General features: G+C 64.7%; 18 protein-coding genes. 8 read left to right on the top strand and 10 right to left on the bottom strand.

The window, feature by feature from the left end; all coding sequences use genetic code 11:
* Positions 1-11: 11 nt before the first annotated feature.
* The 7 genes from OU800_RS01860 to OU800_RS01830 form a co-directional block, all read right to left on the bottom strand.
* Complete coding sequence (locus tag OU800_RS01860) at positions 12-1,628, bottom strand: gamma-glutamyltransferase family protein (RefSeq protein ID WP_268180722.1); 1,617 nt, start codon at positions 1,626-1,628, stop codon at positions 12-14.
* A gap of 62 nt (positions 1,629-1,690) precedes the next feature.
* Entirely contained in the window at positions 1,691-2,470 is a 780-nt protein-coding gene (locus OU800_RS01855) for an amino acid ABC transporter ATP-binding protein (protein ID WP_268180721.1), read from the bottom strand.
* Between the two features lies 1 nt (position 2,471).
* Entirely contained in the window at positions 2,472-3,239 is a 768-nt protein-coding gene (locus OU800_RS01850; RefSeq protein WP_268180720.1) for an amino acid ABC transporter permease, read from the bottom strand.
* Between the two features lie 9 nt (positions 3,240-3,248).
* On the bottom strand, positions 3,249-4,025 hold the full coding sequence (locus OU800_RS01845) for an ABC transporter substrate-binding protein (protein WP_268184448.1): 777 nt from the start codon (positions 4,023-4,025) through the stop codon (positions 3,249-3,251).
* A gap of 88 nt (positions 4,026-4,113) precedes the next feature.
* Positions 4,114-4,788 carry a GntR family transcriptional regulator gene (locus tag OU800_RS01840; RefSeq protein WP_268180719.1) on the bottom strand — a complete coding sequence of 225 codons (675 nt, stop codon included), beginning with the start codon at positions 4,786-4,788 and terminating at the stop codon, positions 4,114-4,116.
* Positions 4,789-5,023: 235 nt separating this feature from the next.
* Positions 5,024-5,452: a hypothetical protein gene (locus OU800_RS01835; RefSeq protein WP_268180718.1), complete on the bottom strand. Its 429-nt coding sequence runs from the start codon at positions 5,450-5,452 to the stop codon at positions 5,024-5,026.
* A 23-nt stretch (positions 5,453-5,475) separates the two neighbouring features.
* Positions 5,476-6,009, bottom strand: a complete 534-nt coding sequence (locus OU800_RS01830) for a L,D-transpeptidase family protein (protein ID WP_268180717.1) — start codon at positions 6,007-6,009, stop codon at positions 5,476-5,478.
* 223 nt (positions 6,010-6,232) lie between these two features.
* Between OU800_RS01830 and modA the strand changes: the two genes are divergently transcribed.
* Genes modA through modC form a run of 3 tightly spaced genes read left to right on the top strand, consistent with a single transcriptional unit; the run spans position 6,233 to position 8,807 of the window.
* Positions 6,233-6,988: a molybdate ABC transporter substrate-binding protein gene (gene modA / locus OU800_RS01825; protein WP_268180716.1), complete on the top strand. Its 756-nt coding sequence runs from the start codon at positions 6,233-6,235 to the stop codon at positions 6,986-6,988.
* 14 nt (positions 6,989-7,002) lie between these two features.
* The gene (gene modB / locus OU800_RS01820) at positions 7,003-7,683 is read left to right on the top strand and encodes a molybdate ABC transporter permease subunit (protein ID WP_268180715.1); all 681 of its coding nucleotides are present in this window, start codon (positions 7,003-7,005) and stop codon (positions 7,681-7,683) included.
* Positions 7,683-8,807 carry a molybdenum ABC transporter ATP-binding protein gene (gene modC, locus OU800_RS01815; RefSeq protein WP_268184446.1) on the top strand — a complete coding sequence of 375 codons (1,125 nt, stop codon included), beginning with the start codon at positions 7,683-7,685 and terminating at the stop codon, positions 8,805-8,807. The genes modB and modC overlap by 1 nt, the downstream gene beginning before the upstream one ends.
* 6 nt (positions 8,808-8,813) lie before the next feature.
* Here the strand turns inward: modC and OU800_RS01810 are convergent, their stop codons facing one another.
* On the bottom strand, positions 8,814-10,718 hold the full coding sequence (locus tag OU800_RS01810; RefSeq protein WP_268180714.1) for a sigma-54-dependent Fis family transcriptional regulator: 1,905 nt from the start codon (positions 10,716-10,718) through the stop codon (positions 8,814-8,816).
* A 237-nt stretch (positions 10,719-10,955) separates the two neighbouring features.
* On the opposite strand from OU800_RS01810, the gene OU800_RS01805 reads away from it, so the two are divergent.
* Positions 10,956-12,782, top strand: a complete 1,827-nt coding sequence (locus tag OU800_RS01805; protein WP_268180713.1) for an NAD(P)/FAD-dependent oxidoreductase — start codon at positions 10,956-10,958, stop codon at positions 12,780-12,782.
* Positions 12,783-12,818: 36 nt separating this feature from the next.
* Here the strand turns inward: OU800_RS01805 and OU800_RS01800 are convergent, their stop codons facing one another.
* Together OU800_RS01800 and OU800_RS01795 are read right to left on the bottom strand one after the other, a co-directional pair.
* Positions 12,819-13,634, bottom strand: coding sequence for a sigma 54-interacting transcriptional regulator (locus tag OU800_RS01800; protein WP_268180712.1), 816 nt, complete (start codon positions 13,632-13,634; stop codon positions 12,819-12,821).
* A 92-nt stretch (positions 13,635-13,726) separates the two neighbouring features.
* Positions 13,727-14,308, bottom strand: coding sequence for an RBBP9/YdeN family alpha/beta hydrolase (locus tag OU800_RS01795; RefSeq protein WP_268180711.1), 582 nt, complete (start codon positions 14,306-14,308; stop codon positions 13,727-13,729).
* 234 nt (positions 14,309-14,542) lie between these two features.
* Between OU800_RS01795 and oscA the strand changes: the two genes are divergently transcribed.
* The 4 genes from oscA to cysW all read left to right on the top strand — a co-directional run bounded on the left by oscA (position 14,543) and on the right by cysW (position 17,581).
* A complete protein-coding gene (gene oscA, locus OU800_RS01790) occupies positions 14,543-14,725 on the top strand; it encodes a sulfur starvation response protein OscA (protein ID WP_268180710.1) in 183 nt (60 codons plus the stop codon).
* 91 nt (positions 14,726-14,816) lie between these two features.
* Positions 14,817-15,818, top strand: coding sequence for a sulfate ABC transporter substrate-binding protein (locus OU800_RS01785; RefSeq protein WP_268180709.1), 1,002 nt, complete (start codon positions 14,817-14,819; stop codon positions 15,816-15,818).
* A gap of 73 nt (positions 15,819-15,891) precedes the next feature.
* Positions 15,892-16,704 (top strand): sulfate ABC transporter permease subunit CysT, encoded by an 813-nt coding sequence (gene cysT / locus OU800_RS01780; protein WP_268180707.1) that lies wholly within the window; start codon positions 15,892-15,894, stop codon positions 16,702-16,704.
* A 10-nt stretch (positions 16,705-16,714) separates the two neighbouring features.
* Positions 16,715-17,581, top strand: coding sequence for a sulfate ABC transporter permease subunit CysW (cysW, locus tag OU800_RS01775; protein ID WP_268180705.1), 867 nt, complete (start codon positions 16,715-16,717; stop codon positions 17,579-17,581).
* Positions 17,582-17,605 lie beyond the last annotated feature (24 nt).

Genomic DNA, 17,605 nt, shown 5'->3' with positions numbered 1-17,605 from the left:
GGCGCCGAACCTCAATACACGGCGATATGCGAGTCGGCCCTCGGCTCGGTGCCGCCGCAGAGCACGCCGGTCTGCGAGTCGCGCAGGATGATCTGGCCGCGCCCGTAGTCGGTGCGGTCGCAGGCCACTTCGATCTGATGGCCGCAACGGGCCAGGGCGAAGGTGAGATCGCGCGGGGTTTCCTGCTCGATGCCCACTTTCTGCCCGCCCAGCCACTGCCAGCGTGGGGCATCCAGCGCAGCCTGGGGGTTGAGGCCGAAGTCCACCAGGTTCATCACCATCTGCACGTGCCCCTGCGGCTGCATATAGCCGCCCATCACACCGAACGGGCCGACCGCCGCGCCGTCCTTGCTGAGGAAGCCCGGAATGATGGTGTGGAAGGTCTTCTTGCCCGGCAGCAGGTAGTTGGCATGACTCGGGTCGAGGCTGAACTCCGAACCCCGGTTCTGCAGGGCGATGCCGCTGTCCGGCAGCACCACGCCGGAGCCGAAGCCGTGATAGGCGCTCTGAATGAACGAGACCATGTTGCCCTCGCCATCGGCGGTGGCGATGTACACCGTGCCGCTGGCCTGGGGGTCGCCGTGCAACGGCTCGCGGGCACGTTCGCCGATCAGTGCGCGGCGCCGGGCGCAGTAGTCGTCGGCGAGCAGTTGCTCGGCGGCCACGCGCATGTGCTCGGGGTCGGTGATGTAGTGCAGACCGTCGGCGTAGGCCAGCTTCATCGCCTCGATCTGGCGGTGCCAGGTCTGGCGGCTGTCGCGGTGGTCGAAGTCGAAGCCTTCGAGAATCTTCAGGGTCATCAGGGCGATCAGGCCCTGGCCGGCCGGCGGAATTTCCCAGACGTCGTAGCCGCGGTAGTTGACCTTGATCGGCTCGACCCAGCGCGGCAGATAGCCGGCCAGGTCGGCGGCAGTGAGCTTGCCGCCAGTGGCGGCAGCATGACTGGCCAGACGCTCGGCGATGGCGCCGCGGTAGAAGCTTTCGCACTGGGTTTCGGCCAGCTCGGTCAGGGTCTGCGCCTGCGCCGGATTGCGGAACAGTTGCCCGGCTACAGGCGCCTGGCCGTCGATCAGGTAGGTGTCGAACCAGGCTTGCAGCTCAGGGAAGGCCTCGCGGCTGGCCTGGTACTCATCCTGGGCGATGCGCCACTGGTGGGCGACCACCGGAGACACCGGGAAGCCATCGCGCGCCAGCTCGATGGCCGGCTGCAGCAGTTCGGCGAAGGGCAGCTTGCCGAAGCGCCGCGACAGCTCGGCCCAGGCCGCGGGACAACCGGGTACGGTGACCGGCAACCAGCCGTGCACCGGCACGCGCTCGTGGCCGGCGGCCTTGACCGCTTCGCTGGACAGCGCTGCCGGCGCATGGCCACTGGCGTCCAGGCCATGGAGTTTGTCCTTGATCCACACCAGGGCGAAGGCGTCGCCGCCGATGGCGCAGCCGGTGGGCTCGACCACCGTCAGCGCGGCGGCAGTGGCGATGGCGGCGTCCACCGCATTGCCGCCACGGCGCAGCATGGCGATACCGGCTTCGGCCGCCAGCGGCTGCGAGGCCGCGACCATGCCCTTGCGGGCGAACACGCTCTGGCGCTGAGAGGCGTAGGGATATTCGTGGGCAGAGAAATTGAGCATGACTGGAACTCGATACAGGGTTTGATTGCAGGGCTGAGCGGCAGGTCGCTGCCGCTCGCCTCTCACAGAACGCGACTGAGGAACTCCCGCGTGCGCGGGTGATGGGGGTTGCCGAATACCTGGGCCGGTGGCCCTTCTTCGATCAGTTCGCCCTGGTGCAGCACCACCACACGGTCGGCCACCTCGCGGGCAAAACCCATCTCGTGGGTGACCACCACCATGGTCATGCCCTCCTCGGCCAGCTCCTTCATCACTTGCAGTACCTCGCCCACGGTTTCCGGGTCCAACGCGCTGGTCGGTTCGTCGAAGAGCATGGCCTGCGGCTTCATCGCCAGCGCGCGGGCAATCGCCACACGCTGTTGCTGACCGCCGGAGAGCTGGCTGGGGTAGTGATCGGCCTTGTCCGACAGGCGCACACGGGCCAGCAGTTGCCGCGCCTGTTCCTCGGCTTCGCGCCGGCTGACGCCGAGCACCTGGGTCGGCGCCTCGATGATGTTCTCCAGTACGGTCATGTGCGGGAACAGGTTGAAGCGCTGGAACACCATGCCGATGTCACGGCGCATGCGCGCGATGTTGCGCTCGGAGTCACGCACGCGCTTGCCGTCGGCACGCTCGATGTAACCCATGGGCTTGCCGTTGACCAGGATGCTGCCGCCCTGGATGTCCTCCAGGTAGTTGAGGCAGCGGATGAAGGTGGTCTTGCCCGAGCCGGAGGCGCCGATCAGCACCACCACCTCACCACGGCGCACGTTCAACGACACGCCCTTGAGGATTTCCAGCTCACCGAAGCGCTTGTGCACGCTACTGGCCTGGATCACCAGACTCTCGTCCAATGCGCCCATCTCAACGCCCCCTCAGAAATTTCATGGCACCCAGGCCGAACAGCCGGTTGCTCGCCGGCACGTGGCCGTCGGTACGCCCGAAGCGCGCTTCCAGCCAGCGCTGGAACAGGCCCCAGAGCGTGGTCAGCAGCAGGAAGTAGATGGCCACCACCAGATACAGCTCGAACACGCGGAAGGTGGCCGAGGTGATCATCTGCGTGCTCAGCAGCAGCTCCTGCACGCCGATCACGCTGACCAGGGTGGTGTTCTTGAGCATCACGTTGAACTCGTTGCCCAGCGGCGGCACGATCACGCGGAAGGCCTGCGGCAGGACGATGCGCCGCATCAGCCGTGGGTAGGTCATGCCCAGCGAGCGCCCCGCCTCGTACTGGCCGCGATCCACTGCGTTGATCCCGGAGCGGATGATCTCCGCCATGTAGGCACCTTCATTGAGGCCCAGGGCGATGATCGCCGCCTGGATGTTGCCCGGCAGGATGAACAGGCCCAGATCCAGATCCTCGAAGCGGAAGATGCCGCCAGCCGCCAACGCGGTATAGAGGAAGACGATCTGTACCAGCAGCGGTGTGCCGCGCATCAGCCAGATGTAGAAGCGCACCGGATAGTTGAGCAGCGGGTTGCTGGAGGCGCGCATCAGCGCCGCCAGCAGGCCGAGGACGCATCCCAGCAGCATCGCCATCACCGCGATCACGCAGGTCAGCCAGAGGCCGTAGAGGTATACGTCGCTGGGCTGCAGCAGGTATTGCCAGAATATGTCCCAGTTGAAGTTCATCGTCGCGCCTCAGTCGAGCTTATTGCCTTCGATGTGCCACTTGCTCAGTAGCGCCATGTAACTGCCATCGGCTTTCATGTCGGCCAGGGCCTGACTGACCGCCGTGCTCAGCTCGGGGTCGTCCTTGCGGATGCCGAGACCGGTGAGGATCTTGTCGAAGGCCGGCACGCCGACCTCGAACAGCTCCGGCGCCATGCTCTGGTAGTAGCCAGCGGTTTCCATGGTGGTGCCGTAGGCATCGGCCTGGCCGACGCGCAGCGCCTGGAAGGCATCGGTGTCGGAGTTGAACACCACCAGGGTCATGGGCGCCTTGCCGGCCTTGGTCAGCACATCGTTGTGCGCTTCGAGCAGGGTGCGGATGGTGGAGCCGTTGAGCACGGCGACGCGCTTGCCGGAGAGGTCGTCGAGGCTGTGGATGCCGGCCGGGTTGCCCTTGAGCACGGTGACCGCCTGGCTGGAGTACATGTAGTTGACGATGTCGATGACTTCGCGGCGCGCCGGCTTGTCGAACAACTGGTCGACGATCATGTCGCAATGGCGCGCCATCAGCGCCGGGATCAGGCCGGAAAAGGGCGTCACGCGCCATTCCACACGCTTGCCGCCGAGGCGCTTGGCGATCTCGTCGCCCAGCTCGACGGTGATACCCACCGGTTTCTGCTTCTCGTCGAAGAAACCCATGGGCGGCGAATCCATGGCGCCGCAATAGACGATCTTGTCCGTCGTCTTCAGGCGCTCGGGAACCGTGACCTCGGCCTGGGCCAGGCCGGCCATCAGCGAGAGAGTCATCAGGGATGCTGCGAAGGTACGTTTTGACATGTTCGACTCCGGTGTAATTGTTGGTATGGCAGTACGAAATGAAGGGGGAGGACGGGTCTCAGGCGCCCGACTTTTCCAGGAATTCGAGCAGGTCGGGGACGGTGCCCTCGATGTGCTCGCAGAGGATCCGCTCGGCATGCCGGGCATCACCGGTGCGCAGGGCGTCGAGGATTACCTGATGTTCTTCGCGGGCGCTCAGGGGCTTGTCGACGTGCTTGAGCCAGAGGCGCATGTACGGCTCGATCAGCGCGTAGAGGGCACTGATCTGGCGCATCAACCGTGGCCGCTCGCTGAGGCTGCACAGGTACTCGTGGAAGATGCGGTGGCGCACCACCCACTCCGAGCTGTCCTCACGGCACTCGTCCATTTCATCGAGCAGGCGCTCCAGGCGCGCCAGATGACGCTCGTTGACCTTGGCCGTGGCCACGCGAATCGCCAGCCCCTCCAGGGCGCTGCGCATCTCGAAGACTTCGCGCATCTGCTCGAGGTTGAGGCCACTGACGATCGCACCGCGATTGGGCCGTAGCGTCACCAGGCCTTCCGCTGCCAAGCGCTTGAAGGCGCCACGGATGGGCATGCGGCTCATCTCCAGTTCCCCGGCGATGTCCTCGGCTATCAGGCGGTCGCCGGTGCGGTAACGGCCCTGACAGATGGCATCGAGCAGATGCAGGTAAGCCTCGTCCTCGGCCGAGAGGGCCGGCTGGGCATTGAAGGTGGTCACGGCGAAAGGCATTGTGAGGATTCCTGAATTTTTGGATCCAAAAACACAATCATCCAAATGCAGGTGCCGTGCCTAAAATCACAACTTGCTGTTTTTCAAGGAAAATAGCTTTTAGAGCGGATAGCAGCGCCTCAACGCGCGCACCAAAAGCGTTACCTGACGCCCCATGACGAGGCAGAAAACGAGTCCGAATGCCACAACGAAGCGATGGCGCCTCTCGCGATTAGGCGCCCGCCATATGCCTTACTCAGAGCTGCTCGCTGGCGCCGAACACTTCGATAAACCACTTGGGCTGCATGGCCTGGAAATCGGTGCGTCGATTGCTCGGCAGATAACTCGCAGAATCCAGCACGACGGCGGCACCGGCCTCACGCCGGAACACCACCCAGTGCCAAAAGTCGCGCTCGCCCTCGCGATGGAACTTGATGGCCAGCAGGGCCAGGGCGGGCAATGCCTCCCAAGACTGGAACGGGGTTTCCCCGTCGGCGCAGACCACGCCCTCGCTGGCCAGCAGGCGGCGCACATAACGGGTGTCTGACCACAGCGCCTCGTCCTCGGCATGGATGCCCATGGCATTGGCGATGGCCTTCATCTGTGCGTAGGTCTTGCCGAGGATATTAGCGGCGCTAGCGATGCCACAGCCGGAGACGTCTTCCTGGATCACAGGCTCGCGCATGACACTTTCCTCGATAGGTGCATTCAGTGAATTTCGATGGGTGTGCCATTGGCGACCCGCAGCCAGATGTCGCGCATCTCCTCGTTGGTCACGCCGATACAGCCATCGGTCCAGTCCCACAGATGATGCAGCGGCGCGAGCCAGCCCCAGCCATTGGGCAGGCCGTGGATCATGATATTGCCGCCAGGGCTCTCGCCGCGCGCGGCAGCAGCGGCCTGATCCTGCTCGTTCGGGTAGGAGATGTGCAGGCTGAGATAGGCCATGGACTTGGCATTGCGCCAGTCGATCAGGTAGCGCCCCTCAGGCGTGCGCTGGTCACCTTCGCGCTGTTTGTGCCCCTCGTCGCCCGCTGCACCGAGGACGATGCGGTACTCGCTCAGCAGCGTGCCCGCATACCAGAGCTGCATGCGCCGCTGAGCCTTGTCGACGGTGATCAGATCGGCCTGTTCGGCGCTTTCAGCTTCCGGTGCCGGGCCGCCAGCCAGGCGTCCCATGACCTTGGTGTAGCCCACCAGCAACACGACCAGGCACAGGCTCGCGAGCAACCAACGCTTCATTGCGGGATTCCTTTCATTGCTTCTCCCTTGGGCCAGACAGCCGGCGCGACGCGCACCTTAACAGATCGTTCGATTGCCCGAGCGTGCATCGAACGCAAAATCCATGGCGTCGAAGACGCAGCTTTCATCATCGTTATATACAAAATTACACAACGATGTAGGATTGCCGCACTTGCCTCTGCCCAGGCGCCGATTCATCGCCCAAGCACAACCAGGAGCCCCCATGCTCAAGTCTCTCCAGCACGGTTTGCTCGGCCTCGGCTTGGTCTTCGTCAGCAGCGCCAGCGCCGATGAAGTCAAGGTCGCGGTCGCCGCCAACTTCACTGCCCCCATCCAGGCCCTCGCCCCGGCATTCGAGAAAGCCACCGGGCACAAGCTGGTGGCCTCCTTCGGCGCCACCGGGCAGTTCTATGCGCAGATCAACAACGGTGCTCCCTTCGAGGTGTTCCTCGCCGCCGACGACAGCACCCCGGCCAAGCTGGAGCGCGAAGGGGCGACAGTGCCCGGCTCGCGCTTCACCTACTCCATCGGCAGCCTGGTGCTGTGGTCAGCCGATGCCAACTACCTCGACGGCACCGACGCTGCATTGAAGGCTGGCACGTTCAAGCACCTGGCCATCGCCAACCCGAAGGCTGCGCCCTACGGTCTGGCGGCGACCCAGGTGCTGGACAAGCTGGGGCTGAGCGAGGCGGTCAAGGGCAAGTTGGTCGAGGGTCAGAACATCACCCAGGCACAGCAGTTCGTCGCCACCGGCAATGCCGAACTGGGCTTCGTCGCGCTGTCGCAGGTGTACAAGGATGGCCAGCTCGCCAGCGGCTCGGCCTGGATCGTACCGGAAGCGATGCACGAACCGATCAAGCAGGACGCAGTGATCCTCAAAGCGGGCGCGAACAACCCGGCTGCCGCCGCGCTGGTCGAGTACCTGAAAGGCCCGGAAGCGGCCAAGGTGATCGAGTCCTTTGGCTATAAACTGCCGTAGCCTGGGCCCCATCCATGCCGCTGTCCAAGAACGATCTCGATGCCATCCTGCTGACCCTGGAGCTGGCCTCGCTGACCACCGTGCTGCTATTGATCATCGGCACGCCCATCGCGCTGTGGCTGACCCGCACCGACTCCTGGCTCAAGCGCCCGGTCGGCGCGCTGGTGGCACTGCCGCTGGTACTGCCGCCGACGGTGATCGGCTTCTACCTGCTGGTGAGCATGGGCCCCAACGGTTTCTTCGGCCAACTGACGCAGAGCCTCGGACTCGGCACCTTCACGTTCACCTTCACCGGCCTGGTGATCGGCTCGATCTTCTACTCCCTGCCCTTCGTCGTGCAGCCGCTGCAGAACGCCTTCGAGGCCATCGGCCGCGCCCCGCTGGAGGCCGCCGCGACGTTGCGGGCAGGCCCCTGGGACAGTTTTTTCAGCGTGGTGCTGCCGCTGGCGCGGCCGGGCTTCGTCACTGCGGCGATCCTTGCCTTCGCCCATACGGTTGGCGAGTTCGGCGTGGTGCTGATGATCGGCGGCAATATTCCTGGCAAGACGCAGGTGGTCTCGGTGCAGATCTACAACCATGTCGAGGCCATGGAATACGCCCAGGCGCACTGGCTGGCGGGCGGCATGGTGGCGTTCTCCTTCATCGTCCTGCTGGCGCTATACAGTGGCCGCAGCGGCAGCGTGAGGGCCTGGTGATGTTCGCTTTCGGCAAGACCTCGCCTCTGCCTGTAACCGATGACGGACGTATCCGCGCGCATTTCCTGGTGCAGCATCCTGGCTTTCGCCTGGACGTGAATCTCGACCTGCCCGCCCGTGGCGTCAGCGCGCTGTTCGGCCATTCCGGCTCGGGCAAGACCAGTTGTCTGCGCTGCTTCGCCGGGTTGGATCGACCACAGCAGGGTTACCTGCAGGTGGCCGGGGAATGCTGGCAGGACAGCGAACGCGGCTTCTTTCTGCCCGCGCACCAGCGTGCCATTGGCTATGTGTTCCAGGACGCCAACCTGTTCCCCCATCTGAACGTGCGGCGCAATCTGGAATACGGGCAGAAACGCATCCCAGCCGCACAGCGCAAGGTGGCGCTGGATCAGGCGCTGGAGCTACTGGGCATCGGCCACTTGCTCGAACGCATGCCCTCGGCGCTGTCCGGTGGCGAGCGTCAGCGCGTCGGCATCGCCCGCGCCCTGGTGACCAGCCCACGCCAGCTGCTGATGGACGAGCCACTGGCCTCGCTGGATCTCAAGCGCAAGCAGGAGGTGCTGCCCTACCTGCAGCGCCTGCACGAGGAGCTGGACATCCCGGTGATCTATGTCAGCCATGCGCCGGATGAAGTGGCGCGCCTGGCCGATCACCTGGTGCTGCTCGACGAAGGCCGGGTACGCGCCAGCGGCCCGCTCAAGGAGTTGCTGCTGCGCGCCGACTTGCCCTTTGCCAGCGAAGACGATGCCGAGGCGGTGATCGACGGCCAGGTCTGCGCCCACGACGCCCGCTACGGCCTGCTGCATCTGCGCCTGCCAGGCAGCGAGGCGATATTGAGCCTACCCCACTCAGCGGTGCCGGAGGGTCGGGCAGTGCGGGTGAAGATCAAGGCGCGTGACGTCAGCCTGGCGCTCGAACGAGCCGAGGGCAGCAGCCTGCTCAATCTGCTGCCGGTGACCGTGGAACGCTGCCAGGCGCTGGACGCCCAGGCCCTGCTGACCCTGCGCCTGGGTGATCAACATTTGCTGGCAAGGATCACCCGTTACTCCTTCGAGCAGCTCGGAATCCATGACGGGCAAGCGCTCTGGGCGCAGATCAAGTCGGTGTCGCTGCTGGCGCCTTGAACCTCGTCAGTCCACCTGGCGCCGAATACCGTAACGGCGTAGCTTGCGGTACAGGGTATTGCGGCTGATGCCCAGTTCTGCAGCCACGGCCGTCAGTTGCCAGTTGCACCGGCGCACGGCTGACAGCAGGGCATCGCGTTCGGCGGCCGCGAGCGGATCGGCCTGCTGTGCCGGGCGCGTCGCCGCTACGGCCGCCGGTAATACCCGCTGCAACTCTGCCAGCGACACCCAGCCATCCTCGTTGAGCGCCACCAGGGCGCGCAGCACGTTGCGCAACTGTCGCACATTGCCCGGCCAAGCAAAGGCCAACAGGGCCTCGCGCACGCCCGGCTCCAACTGCAGCCTCTGGCCCTGCGCCTCCTCCTCCAGCATTTGCTCGATCAATATCGCGCGGTCGCTACGTTCGCGCAGGGCCGGCAGGGCGATGCACAGACCATTGAGGCGGTAATACAGATCCTCGCGGAAGCGCCCCTCGGCCACCAACGCCTGCAGATCACGGTGGCTGGCGCTGATCACGCGGATGTCCAGCGGCTGTGCCTCGGTCGCCCCCAGCGGCATCACCCGCCGCTCTTCCAGCACGCGCAGCAGGCGAGTCTGCAGGTGCAGCGGCATATCACCGATCTCGTCGAGAAACAGCACACCACCATTGGCCTGCTGCAGCTTGCCGCTCATGCCCTCCTTGCGTGCGCCCGTGAAGCTGCCGGCCCGGTAACCAAACAGTTCGCTCTCGATCAGGCCCTCTGGAATCGCCGCACAATTGAGCGCCACGAACGGCTTGCCAGCACGCGAACTGGCACGGTGCAAGGCGCAGGCAAACACCTCCTTGCCTGTACCGGTTTCGCCGCACAGCAGCACGGGGACATCACGCTCCAGCACCTTGAGCGCCCGCGCCAAGTCCTTCTGCACCTGCGCGTCGGCGAAACAGGGCGCAGCCTCTCGCTGTCGGCCAGGCAACGGCGCGGGAATTGCCGGCAAGCTGCGCAGACGCTGGCCACGCAAACGTGCGTGCAGCAGCCGGCCGCTGGTCAGGCGCAGCGGCCAACAGGTGTCCGGTTCGGGGCGGGCACGCTGCAGCAGCTCGTCGAGGCGTACCGCGAACAAGCTCTCCAGCGGGCGCCCGAGCAAACGCTCGCGGCTTTCCTCGAGCAACGCCAGCGCCGCCTCGTTGACCGCCTCGACCCGGCCATCGCCACCGAAAGCCAACAGCCCCTCGCTGAGCAGGCCGATGAACTGGGCCTGGGCATGAAAACGCAGCAGGTAGCGATCCTCACAATGCTGCAGGAAGCAGCAGCTCTCGATCAGTTTGGCCGACAGGGTGGTCAGGGCGGTGGCGTGGAACTGGCTCTGCCCGGACAACTCCTCGCGGGTGCTGGAGACATTGAGCACCGCCTGCAGACCGCCTTGTGGGTCGAACAGCGGAATCGCCGAGCAGCTCAGCCCGGTGTGCCGGCCACGGAAATGTTCGTCGCGCCGGATGGTCAGCGGCTGGCGTTCCACCAGGCAGGTGCCGACGCCATTGGTGCCCTCCACCGCTTCACTCCAGACCGACCCCAACCAGAGCCCGGCGCGCTGAAACTCGCGGCGTTCGTCCGGATGGCAGAGGCTGTCGATCACCACCCCCTCGGTGTCGGTCAGCAGGATCGTGCGGCCACGGCCACCGAGCTGCTGGTGCAGGCTGCTCATCTGCCCACGGGCAATGCCAATCAGGTTGTCCAGAGGTTCGCGCCGCTCGGCCAGGCGCCTCTCTTCGACCACGCAGGGCGCCTCGGGGCGCGATGGGTCGAGCTGATGCTGGTGCAGACAACGGCGCCAGGAACGGGCGATGGCCGGATCCTGGGCCGGGCCACTGGCGCCGCCAAGCCCTTCGCCGAAACGCATCACCTGATGTGCGTGCTGACGGATCGAAGACATTGTTGTTGGACTCCTTCAAGGCATCGCGTCGCTACCAGCATACGCCAGCCAGAGGCGTGGCGCCCCGCTGTCACACGCATGCCACGTTGTGTCACCCCGGTGTACCAGCGCGGGAACAGAAGCAGCCCCCGACCAACGCGCGCCAACCGCTCTGCCACGCGCCTCAGAGCGACATGGCCCCGGACTTGCTCCAGCCCACAGGCGAGTCCCTCAACAACAACAAGAAAGCGAGTAACCATGAAAACTCATGACGATTCGATTGCTGCAAACCACCCCACCGCACAACTCTCGGCCTGGGTCGAGCGCCTCGGCCAGTGCCTGGCCGATCGTGATAGCGACGGCGCACTGGAACTGTTCGCCGACGACTGCCACTGGCGCGACCTGGTGCTGTTCTCCTGGAACCTGGTCACCCTCAGCGGCAAGCCCGAGATCCGCGCCATGCTCGATGCCCGCCTGCCGCAGGTTGCCCCGCAGAATTGGCAAGTGGAAGGCGAAGCCAGCCTCAAGGATGGCGTGCTGGAAGGCTGGATCAGCCTGGAAACCGCAGCGGCACGCGGCAAAGGCTATGTACGCCTGAAAGATGGCCGCTGCTGGACCCTGCTCACCGCCATGCGCGAGCTCAAGGGCTTCGAGGAGCCCGCCGGACGTCGCCGGCCACTGGGCGCCGAGCACGGCCACGGGCATGCCGACAAACGCAACTGGCTGGAAAAGCGCCGCGACGAACAAGCCACGCTCGGCGTCAGCCAGCAGCCCTACTGCCTGATCGTCGGCGGTGGCCAGGGCGGCCTGGCGCTGGGTGCGCGCCTCAAGCGGCTGGGTGTGCCGACGTTGATCGTGGACAAGGCCGAGCGCCCAGGCGATCAGTGGCGCGGCCGCTACAAGTCACTGTGTTTGCATGATCCGGTGTGGTACGACCACCTGCCCTACCTGCCATTTCCCGATCACTGGCCCGTGTTCACCCCCAAGGACAAGATGGGCGACTGGCTGGAGATGTACTGCCAGGTGATGGAGCTGAACTACTGGAGTCGCACCGAGTGCGTGAAGGCCAGTTACGACGAGGCCAACGCACGCTGGAACGTGCAGGTGATGCGCGACGGCAAGCCACTGACGCTGCAGCCCACCCAATTGATTCTCGCCACCGGTATGTCCGGCGTACCCAATGTGCCGCAGTACCCCGGGGCAGAAAACTTCCGTGGCCAGCAGCACCACTCCAGCCGTCATCCCGGCGGCGATGCCTGGCGCGGCAAGCGCGCCGTGGTGATCGGCTCGAACAACTCGGCCCACGACATCTGCGCCGACCTGGTGGAGAACGGTGCGCAAGTGACGATGGTGCAACGCTCCAGCACCCATATCGTGCGTTCTGAAACGCTGATGGATCTGGTCTTCGGCCCACTGTACTCGGAAGAGGCCCTGGAACAGGGCATCAGCACCGACAAGGCCGACCTGCTGTTCGCCTCGCTGCCCTATCAGGTGCTGCCCGCCCTCCACCGCCAGGTCTTCGAGCAGGTGCGCGAGCGCGACAAGGACTTCTACGAGCGCCTCAGCGCCGCTGGCTTCATGCTCGACTTCGGCGACGATGACTCTGGCTTGTTCCTCAAGTATCTACGCCGGGGTTCGGGTTACTACATCGACGTCGGTGCCTGCGAGCTGATCGCCAACGGCAGCATCGCCCTGAAGAGTGGCAAGGGCCTCGGTGTGGAACGCATCGAGGAGGATGCCGTGCTGCTCAACGACGGTAGCCGCCTGCCCGCCGACCTGATCGTCTACGCCACCGGCTACGGCTCGATGAACGGCTGGGCGGCGCAACTGATCTCCCAGCAAGTGGCAGACAAGGTGGGCCGCTGCTGGGGGTTGGGCTCCGGCACCCTCAAGGATCCCGGCCCATACGAGGGGGAACTGCGCAACATGTGGAAACCCACGCAACAGGCCAACCTGTGGTTCCACGGTGGCAACCTGCACCAGTCGCGGCACTACTCGCTGTACCTGGCACTGCAACTCAAGGCACGCTTCGAGGGCCTCGACACCGAGGTCTACAAGCTCGCCCCGAGCTACCACAAGAGCTGAAGCGCAGGCCGGCAGGCAGCTTGCCTGCCGGCCACCTCAGCCCCCAGGCAACTGCAGATGCTCCGGCCCGATTTCCTCTTCGCCGGCCAGCAGCAGGGCGAAGTGAATGACATTCTCCAGTTCACGGGTGTTGCCCGGCCAGGAGTGAGCCTGCAGCGCGGCCTGCGCCGCCGGGCTGATACCGGCGATGGCCAGCCCCAGGCGCTGGGCATGGATACCGAGGAAATATTCGGCCAGCGGCAGGATATCGCCGATTCGCTGGCGCAACGCCGGGAACAACAACTGGCCATCGCACAGGTAAGCATGCAGGCGCTCGTCGAAGGTACCGGCGGCCACCGCACGGGCCAGATCGACGCTGCTCGCCGCCACTAAGCGCACGTCCACCGGCAAGGCCTGGCTGGCGCCGACACGGTAGACCTCGCGGGTTTCCAGCGCCGCCAGCAGCTTGCTCTGCAACGGGCGCGGCAGGTCGGCGATCTCGTCCAGGTAGAGGGTGCCGCCATTGGCCGAACCGAACCAGCCGGCGCGACTGCTGGCGGCACCGACATGGGCACCCCCGACATGGCCGAACAGCTCGGCCTCTCCCCATTGCGGACTGATGGCCGCGCAGTTCACCGCTACGAACAGACCAGCGCGCTCGCTCCGACGATGAACATAGCGCGCCAGCAGCTCCTTGCCGGTGCCCGTCTCACCGAGAATCGACAGAGGCATTCCAGTGCTGGCCAGGGCCTCGGCCCTTTCGCGCAACTGCTGCGAGCGGGCATCGACGAACACCAGCGCCTTGGCGCGGATGCTCAGCGGGCTCCGGTCGGATTCGGCGAAGGTCAGAGGGGGGTTCGCTGCGAACGTCATGGCGGAGCGCTCCATGCTCACCCCTCATGGGGTGGCGCATACAGGAAGAAAAAGGAAGCGGGTGGCTGCCTGGCCCTCCCCGCCTCGAACGATCACGCCTGCAGACGCTGCTGTTGCTCGATGCGGTGCTGCAGGCGGTACAGATAGGCGAAGCCCTGCTCCCAATGGTGGTGCCCGGACTTCACATTGATATGCCCGGCGCCACCCAGAATCACTGCCTCGCTGCCCCAGTCGCGGGCCAGCTCGATGGCCCGTGTGGCACTGGCGGCAGCGTCGTTGTCGGAGCCGATCAGCAGGCTGGGAAAGGGCAGCAGCGCGCGCGGGATAGGCGCGAAGTTCTGCAGCGGCTCGGGGCACCCTGGCCGCTCGACATCGGCCGGCGCCACCAACAGCGCACCGCGTACCCGGCGCAACAGTTCACGCGGTGCCTGCTGCGCCCAATGGGCCACCGTCACGCAGCCCAGGCTGTGAGCAACAAGGGTGGCCGGACGCGGATCGGCGGCAATCGCCTGGTTAAGCGCTGCGACCCAGTCGCCCCGTTGCGGATTGAACCAGTCCCGCTGCTCGACTCGCACGCTACCCGGCAGGCTGCGCTGCCAGTGGCTTTGCCAGTGTTCCTCAGGGGAGCCCTGCCAGCCTGGCAGGATCAGATAACGGATTGCTTCGCTGCGCATGATTCGGCGCCTCCTTGAATCGAATGGCATCATTCTAGGCAGCACGGAATCGATTCAAAAAGAATAAGAAATTATTTATTTATTCCATTAATGCCGAAACCTTATTAGCTCAAAAAGGAATATTAATGTTCTTAAACATTATTTTTAAGAATATTCGAGCCTTTCTACTATCCGCTCCACGCCAGTGCCGGCGGCTTGCTGACCCGCGCGGCGCCATTCACAAGGAGTCTGAAAATGACCGCGACGCTGAGAAACCTCGAAGGCCAGGATGAAACCAGCATCCTGCGTGAGATCCAGAGCGCCCTGCATGGCCTGAAATTCGGTTCGGTGGAAATCACCGTGCACAACGGCCAGGTGGTGCAGATCGAGCGCAAGGAAAAGATTCGCCTGCAACAACCGAACACCAAGAACAGCTAACAGAACCTCGACCTCATGATGCAGCCCGACTGGACCACCAGAGGGCTAAACGCACGCCAACACAAGAATTCCGCCCCTTAGGAGCTGCACCATGTCCATTCGTCGCTTTGCCCTGGCCGCGCTGGCCAGCACCCTGATCGCCGGCCCGGTCGCCGCCGAAACCCTGCTCAACGTGTCCTACGACCCGACCCGCGAGCTGTACGTCGAGTACAACGCCGCCTTCAACAAGTTCTGGCAAGCCAAGGGCCACCCGCCGCTGACCATCCAGCAATCCCACGGTGGCTCGGGCAAGCAGGCCCGCGCAGTGATCGATGGCCTGCGCGCCGACGTGGTGACCCTGGCGCTGTCCGGCGACATCGACGCGCTGAACCTCAACCAGCAATTGATCGACCCGAACTGGCAGGCGCGCCTGCCGGACAACAGCACGCCCTATACCTCAACCATCGTGTTCCTGGTGCGCAAGGGCAATCCGAAGGGCATCAAGGACTGGGATGATCTGGTGAAAGACGGCGTGGAAGTCATCACCCCGAATCCGAAAACCTCCGGCGGCGCGCGCTGGAACTTCCTCGCCGCCTGGGCCTATGCCCGCGAGAAATTCGGCAGCGAAGGCAAGGCCCTGGAGTTCGTCACCGAGCTGTACCGTCATGCCCCGGTGCTGGATACCGGCGCCCGTGGCTCGACCATCAGCTTCGTCCAGCGTGGCCTGGGTGATGTGCTGCTGGCCTGGGAAAACGAGGCCTACCTGTCGCTGGCCGAAGAAGGCGGCGACCAGTTGGAGATCGTCACCCCGTCGCTGTCGATCCTCGCCGAACCGCCGGTGGCGGTGGTCGATGCCAACGTAGAGCGCAAGGGCACCCGCGCCGTGGCCGAGGCTTACCTCGAGCACCTGTACAGTGAGGAAGGCCAGCGCATCGCCGCGAAGCACTTCTACCGCCCACGCAACGAGAAGATCGCCGCCGAGTTCAAGGGCCAGTTCCAGGATCTCAAGCTGGTGACCATCGACAAGGACTTCGGCGGCTGGAAACAGGCCCAGCCCAAGTACTTCGACGACGGCGGCGTGTTCGACCAGATCTTCACCAAAATCAACCAGTAGCCTGGGTAGAGCGCAGCGAAACCCGGGAAAGTCCGGGTTTCGCATCTGATCGTTACCAACGGAAGAAGTCTCCATGTCTCGTCGAACTTCCCCGGTCATACCCGGCTTCGGGCTGACCCTGGGCTACACCATCACCTACCTGGCGTTGATCGTGCTGATTCCGCTGGGGGCGATGTTCCTCTTCTCCCTGCAACTGACCGGCGAACAGTGGTGGGCATTGCTGAACAATCGCCAACTGCAGTTCTCGCTGAAACTCTCGTTCGGCACCGCGCTGGCCGCCGCCCTGCTCAATGGCATTCTCGGCACTGTCATCGCCTGGGTGCTGGTGCGCTACAGCTTCCCCGGCCGTCGCATCATCGACGCGATGGTCGACATGCCGTTCGCCCTGCCCACCGCCGTGGCCGGCATCGCCCTGACCGCGCTGTACGCTCCCAGCGGCCTGATCGGCTCGCTGTTCCCCTTCAAGATTGCCTACACCCCGCTGGGCATCACCCTGGCGCTGGTGTTCGTCACCCTGCCGTTCGTGGTGCGCACCTTGCAGCCGGTGCTGGCCGACATCCCCAAGGAAGTCGAGGAAGCCGCCGCCTGCCTGGGCGCCAAGCCGTTGCAGGTGTTCCGCCACGTGCTGCTGCCGAGCCTGCTGCCCGCTTGGATCACCGGCTTCGCCCTGGCCTTCGCCCGTGGCGTCGGCGAGTACGGCTCGGTGGTGTTCATCGCCGGCAACATCCCGCTGAAGACCGAGATTCTGCCGCTGCTGATCGTCTCCAAGCTGGATCAGTACGACTACCCCGGCGCCACGGCCATCGGCGTGATCATGCTGGTGGTGTCCTTCCTCCTGCTGCTGTTGATCAACCTGCTGCAGCGGCGCATCCAGCCCAACACCTGAGGAGCCCGTCATGAGCCTTGCAACCCTTGGTCAGCGCGCGGCTGCGCGCCCGGCCAGCCGCTCCGTCGGCGCCATCATCCTGATCGTCATAGCCTGGGCGGTGTTCGCCGCGATTCTCGTGTTGCCGCTGTACATGGTGGTGACTCAAGGCCTCAGTCGTGGCCTGGAGTTCTTCTGGGCGGCGATTCGCGAACCGGATGCCATTTCCGCCTTCAAGCTGACCCTGCTGGCCACTGCCATCTCGGTGCCACTGAACCTGGTGTTCGGCGTTGCAGCGGCCTGGGCGGTGACCAAGTTCGAGTTCCGCGGCAAGAGCATCCTGATCACCCTGATCGACATGCCCTTCTCGGTGTCGCCGGTGGTCGCCGGCCTGATCTACGTACTGCTGTTCGGCTCGCAGAGTTTTCTCGCGCCGTATCTCGACTCGCAGAACCTGCAGATCGTCTACGCCGTGCCCGGCATCGTGCTGGCCACGATCTTCGTCACCTTCCCCTTCGTCGCCCGTGAACTGATCCCGCTGATGGAGGAGCAGGGCACCACCGAGGAAGAGGCCGCGCGCCTGCTTGGTGCCAACGGTTGGCAGATGTTCTGGCATGTCACGCTGCCTAACGTAAAATGGGCGCTGATCTACGGTGTGGTGCTGTGCACCGCCCGTGCGATGGGCGAATTCGGCGCAGTTTCGGTGGTTTCCGGACATATCCGTGGATACACCAACACCCTGCCGCTGCACATCGAAATTCTCTACAACGAGTACAACATCGTCGCTGCCTTCAGCGTGGCGATCCTGTTGCTCGTCATGGCCCTGGTGGTGCTGCTGCTTCGCCAATGGAGCGAAGCGCGTCTAAGCCGCCAACTACAAGCCAACCGAGAAGACTGACAGCCGTGAGGCACGGCCCACGGA

The organism is Pseudomonas sp. GOM7, from assembly GCF_026723825.1.
Lineage (GTDB): Bacteria > Pseudomonadota > Gammaproteobacteria > Pseudomonadales > Pseudomonadaceae > Aquipseudomonas.
The sequence above is the reverse complement of the archived record's forward strand: the minus strand, read 5'-3'. Positions and strand labels throughout refer to the sequence as shown.

Bases quoted from the DNA above. Each gene is read 5' to 3' on its own strand.
- cysT (WP_268180707.1), top strand. From the start codon at position 15,892: ATGTCTCGTCGAACTTCCCCGGTCATACCCGGCTTCGGGCTGACCCTG.
- oscA (WP_268180710.1), top strand. From the start codon at position 14,543: ATGACCGCGACGCTGAGAAACCTCGAAGGCCAGGATGAAACCAGCATC.
- OU800_RS01855 (WP_268180721.1), bottom strand. From the start codon at position 2,470: ATGGGCGCATTGGACGAGAGTCTGGTGATCCAGGCCAGTAGCGTGCAC.
- OU800_RS01850 (WP_268180720.1), bottom strand. From the start codon at position 3,239: ATGAACTTCAACTGGGACATATTCTGGCAATACCTGCTGCAGCCCAGC.
- OU800_RS01835 (WP_268180718.1), bottom strand. From the start codon at position 5,452: ATGCGCGAGCCTGTGATCCAGGAAGACGTCTCCGGCTGTGGCATCGCT.
- OU800_RS01785 (WP_268180709.1), top strand. From the start codon at position 14,817: ATGTCCATTCGTCGCTTTGCCCTGGCCGCGCTGGCCAGCACCCTGATC.
- OU800_RS01810 (WP_268180714.1), bottom strand. From the start codon at position 10,718: ATGTCTTCGATCCGTCAGCACGCACATCAGGTGATGCGTTTCGGCGAA.
- OU800_RS01860 (WP_268180722.1), bottom strand. From the start codon at position 1,628: ATGCTCAATTTCTCTGCCCACGAATATCCCTACGCCTCTCAGCGCCAG.
- modA (WP_268180716.1), top strand. From the start codon at position 6,233: ATGCTCAAGTCTCTCCAGCACGGTTTGCTCGGCCTCGGCTTGGTCTTC.
- OU800_RS01830 (WP_268180717.1), bottom strand. From the start codon at position 6,009: ATGAAGCGTTGGTTGCTCGCGAGCCTGTGCCTGGTCGTGTTGCTGGTG.
- OU800_RS01840 (WP_268180719.1), bottom strand. From the start codon at position 4,788: ATGCCTTTCGCCGTGACCACCTTCAATGCCCAGCCGGCCCTCTCGGCC.
- modC (WP_268184446.1), top strand. From the start codon at position 7,683: ATGTTCGCTTTCGGCAAGACCTCGCCTCTGCCTGTAACCGATGACGGA.
- cysW (WP_268180705.1), top strand. From the start codon at position 16,715: ATGAGCCTTGCAACCCTTGGTCAGCGCGCGGCTGCGCGCCCGGCCAGC.
- modB (WP_268180715.1), top strand. From the start codon at position 7,003: ATGCCGCTGTCCAAGAACGATCTCGATGCCATCCTGCTGACCCTGGAG.
- OU800_RS01805 (WP_268180713.1), top strand. From the start codon at position 10,956: ATGAAAACTCATGACGATTCGATTGCTGCAAACCACCCCACCGCACAA.
- OU800_RS01845 (WP_268184448.1), bottom strand. From the start codon at position 4,025: ATGACTCTCTCGCTGATGGCCGGCCTGGCCCAGGCCGAGGTCACGGTT.
- OU800_RS01795 (WP_268180711.1), bottom strand. From the start codon at position 14,308: ATGCGCAGCGAAGCAATCCGTTATCTGATCCTGCCAGGCTGGCAGGGC.
- OU800_RS01800 (WP_268180712.1), bottom strand. From the start codon at position 13,634: ATGACGTTCGCAGCGAACCCCCCTCTGACCTTCGCCGAATCCGACCGG.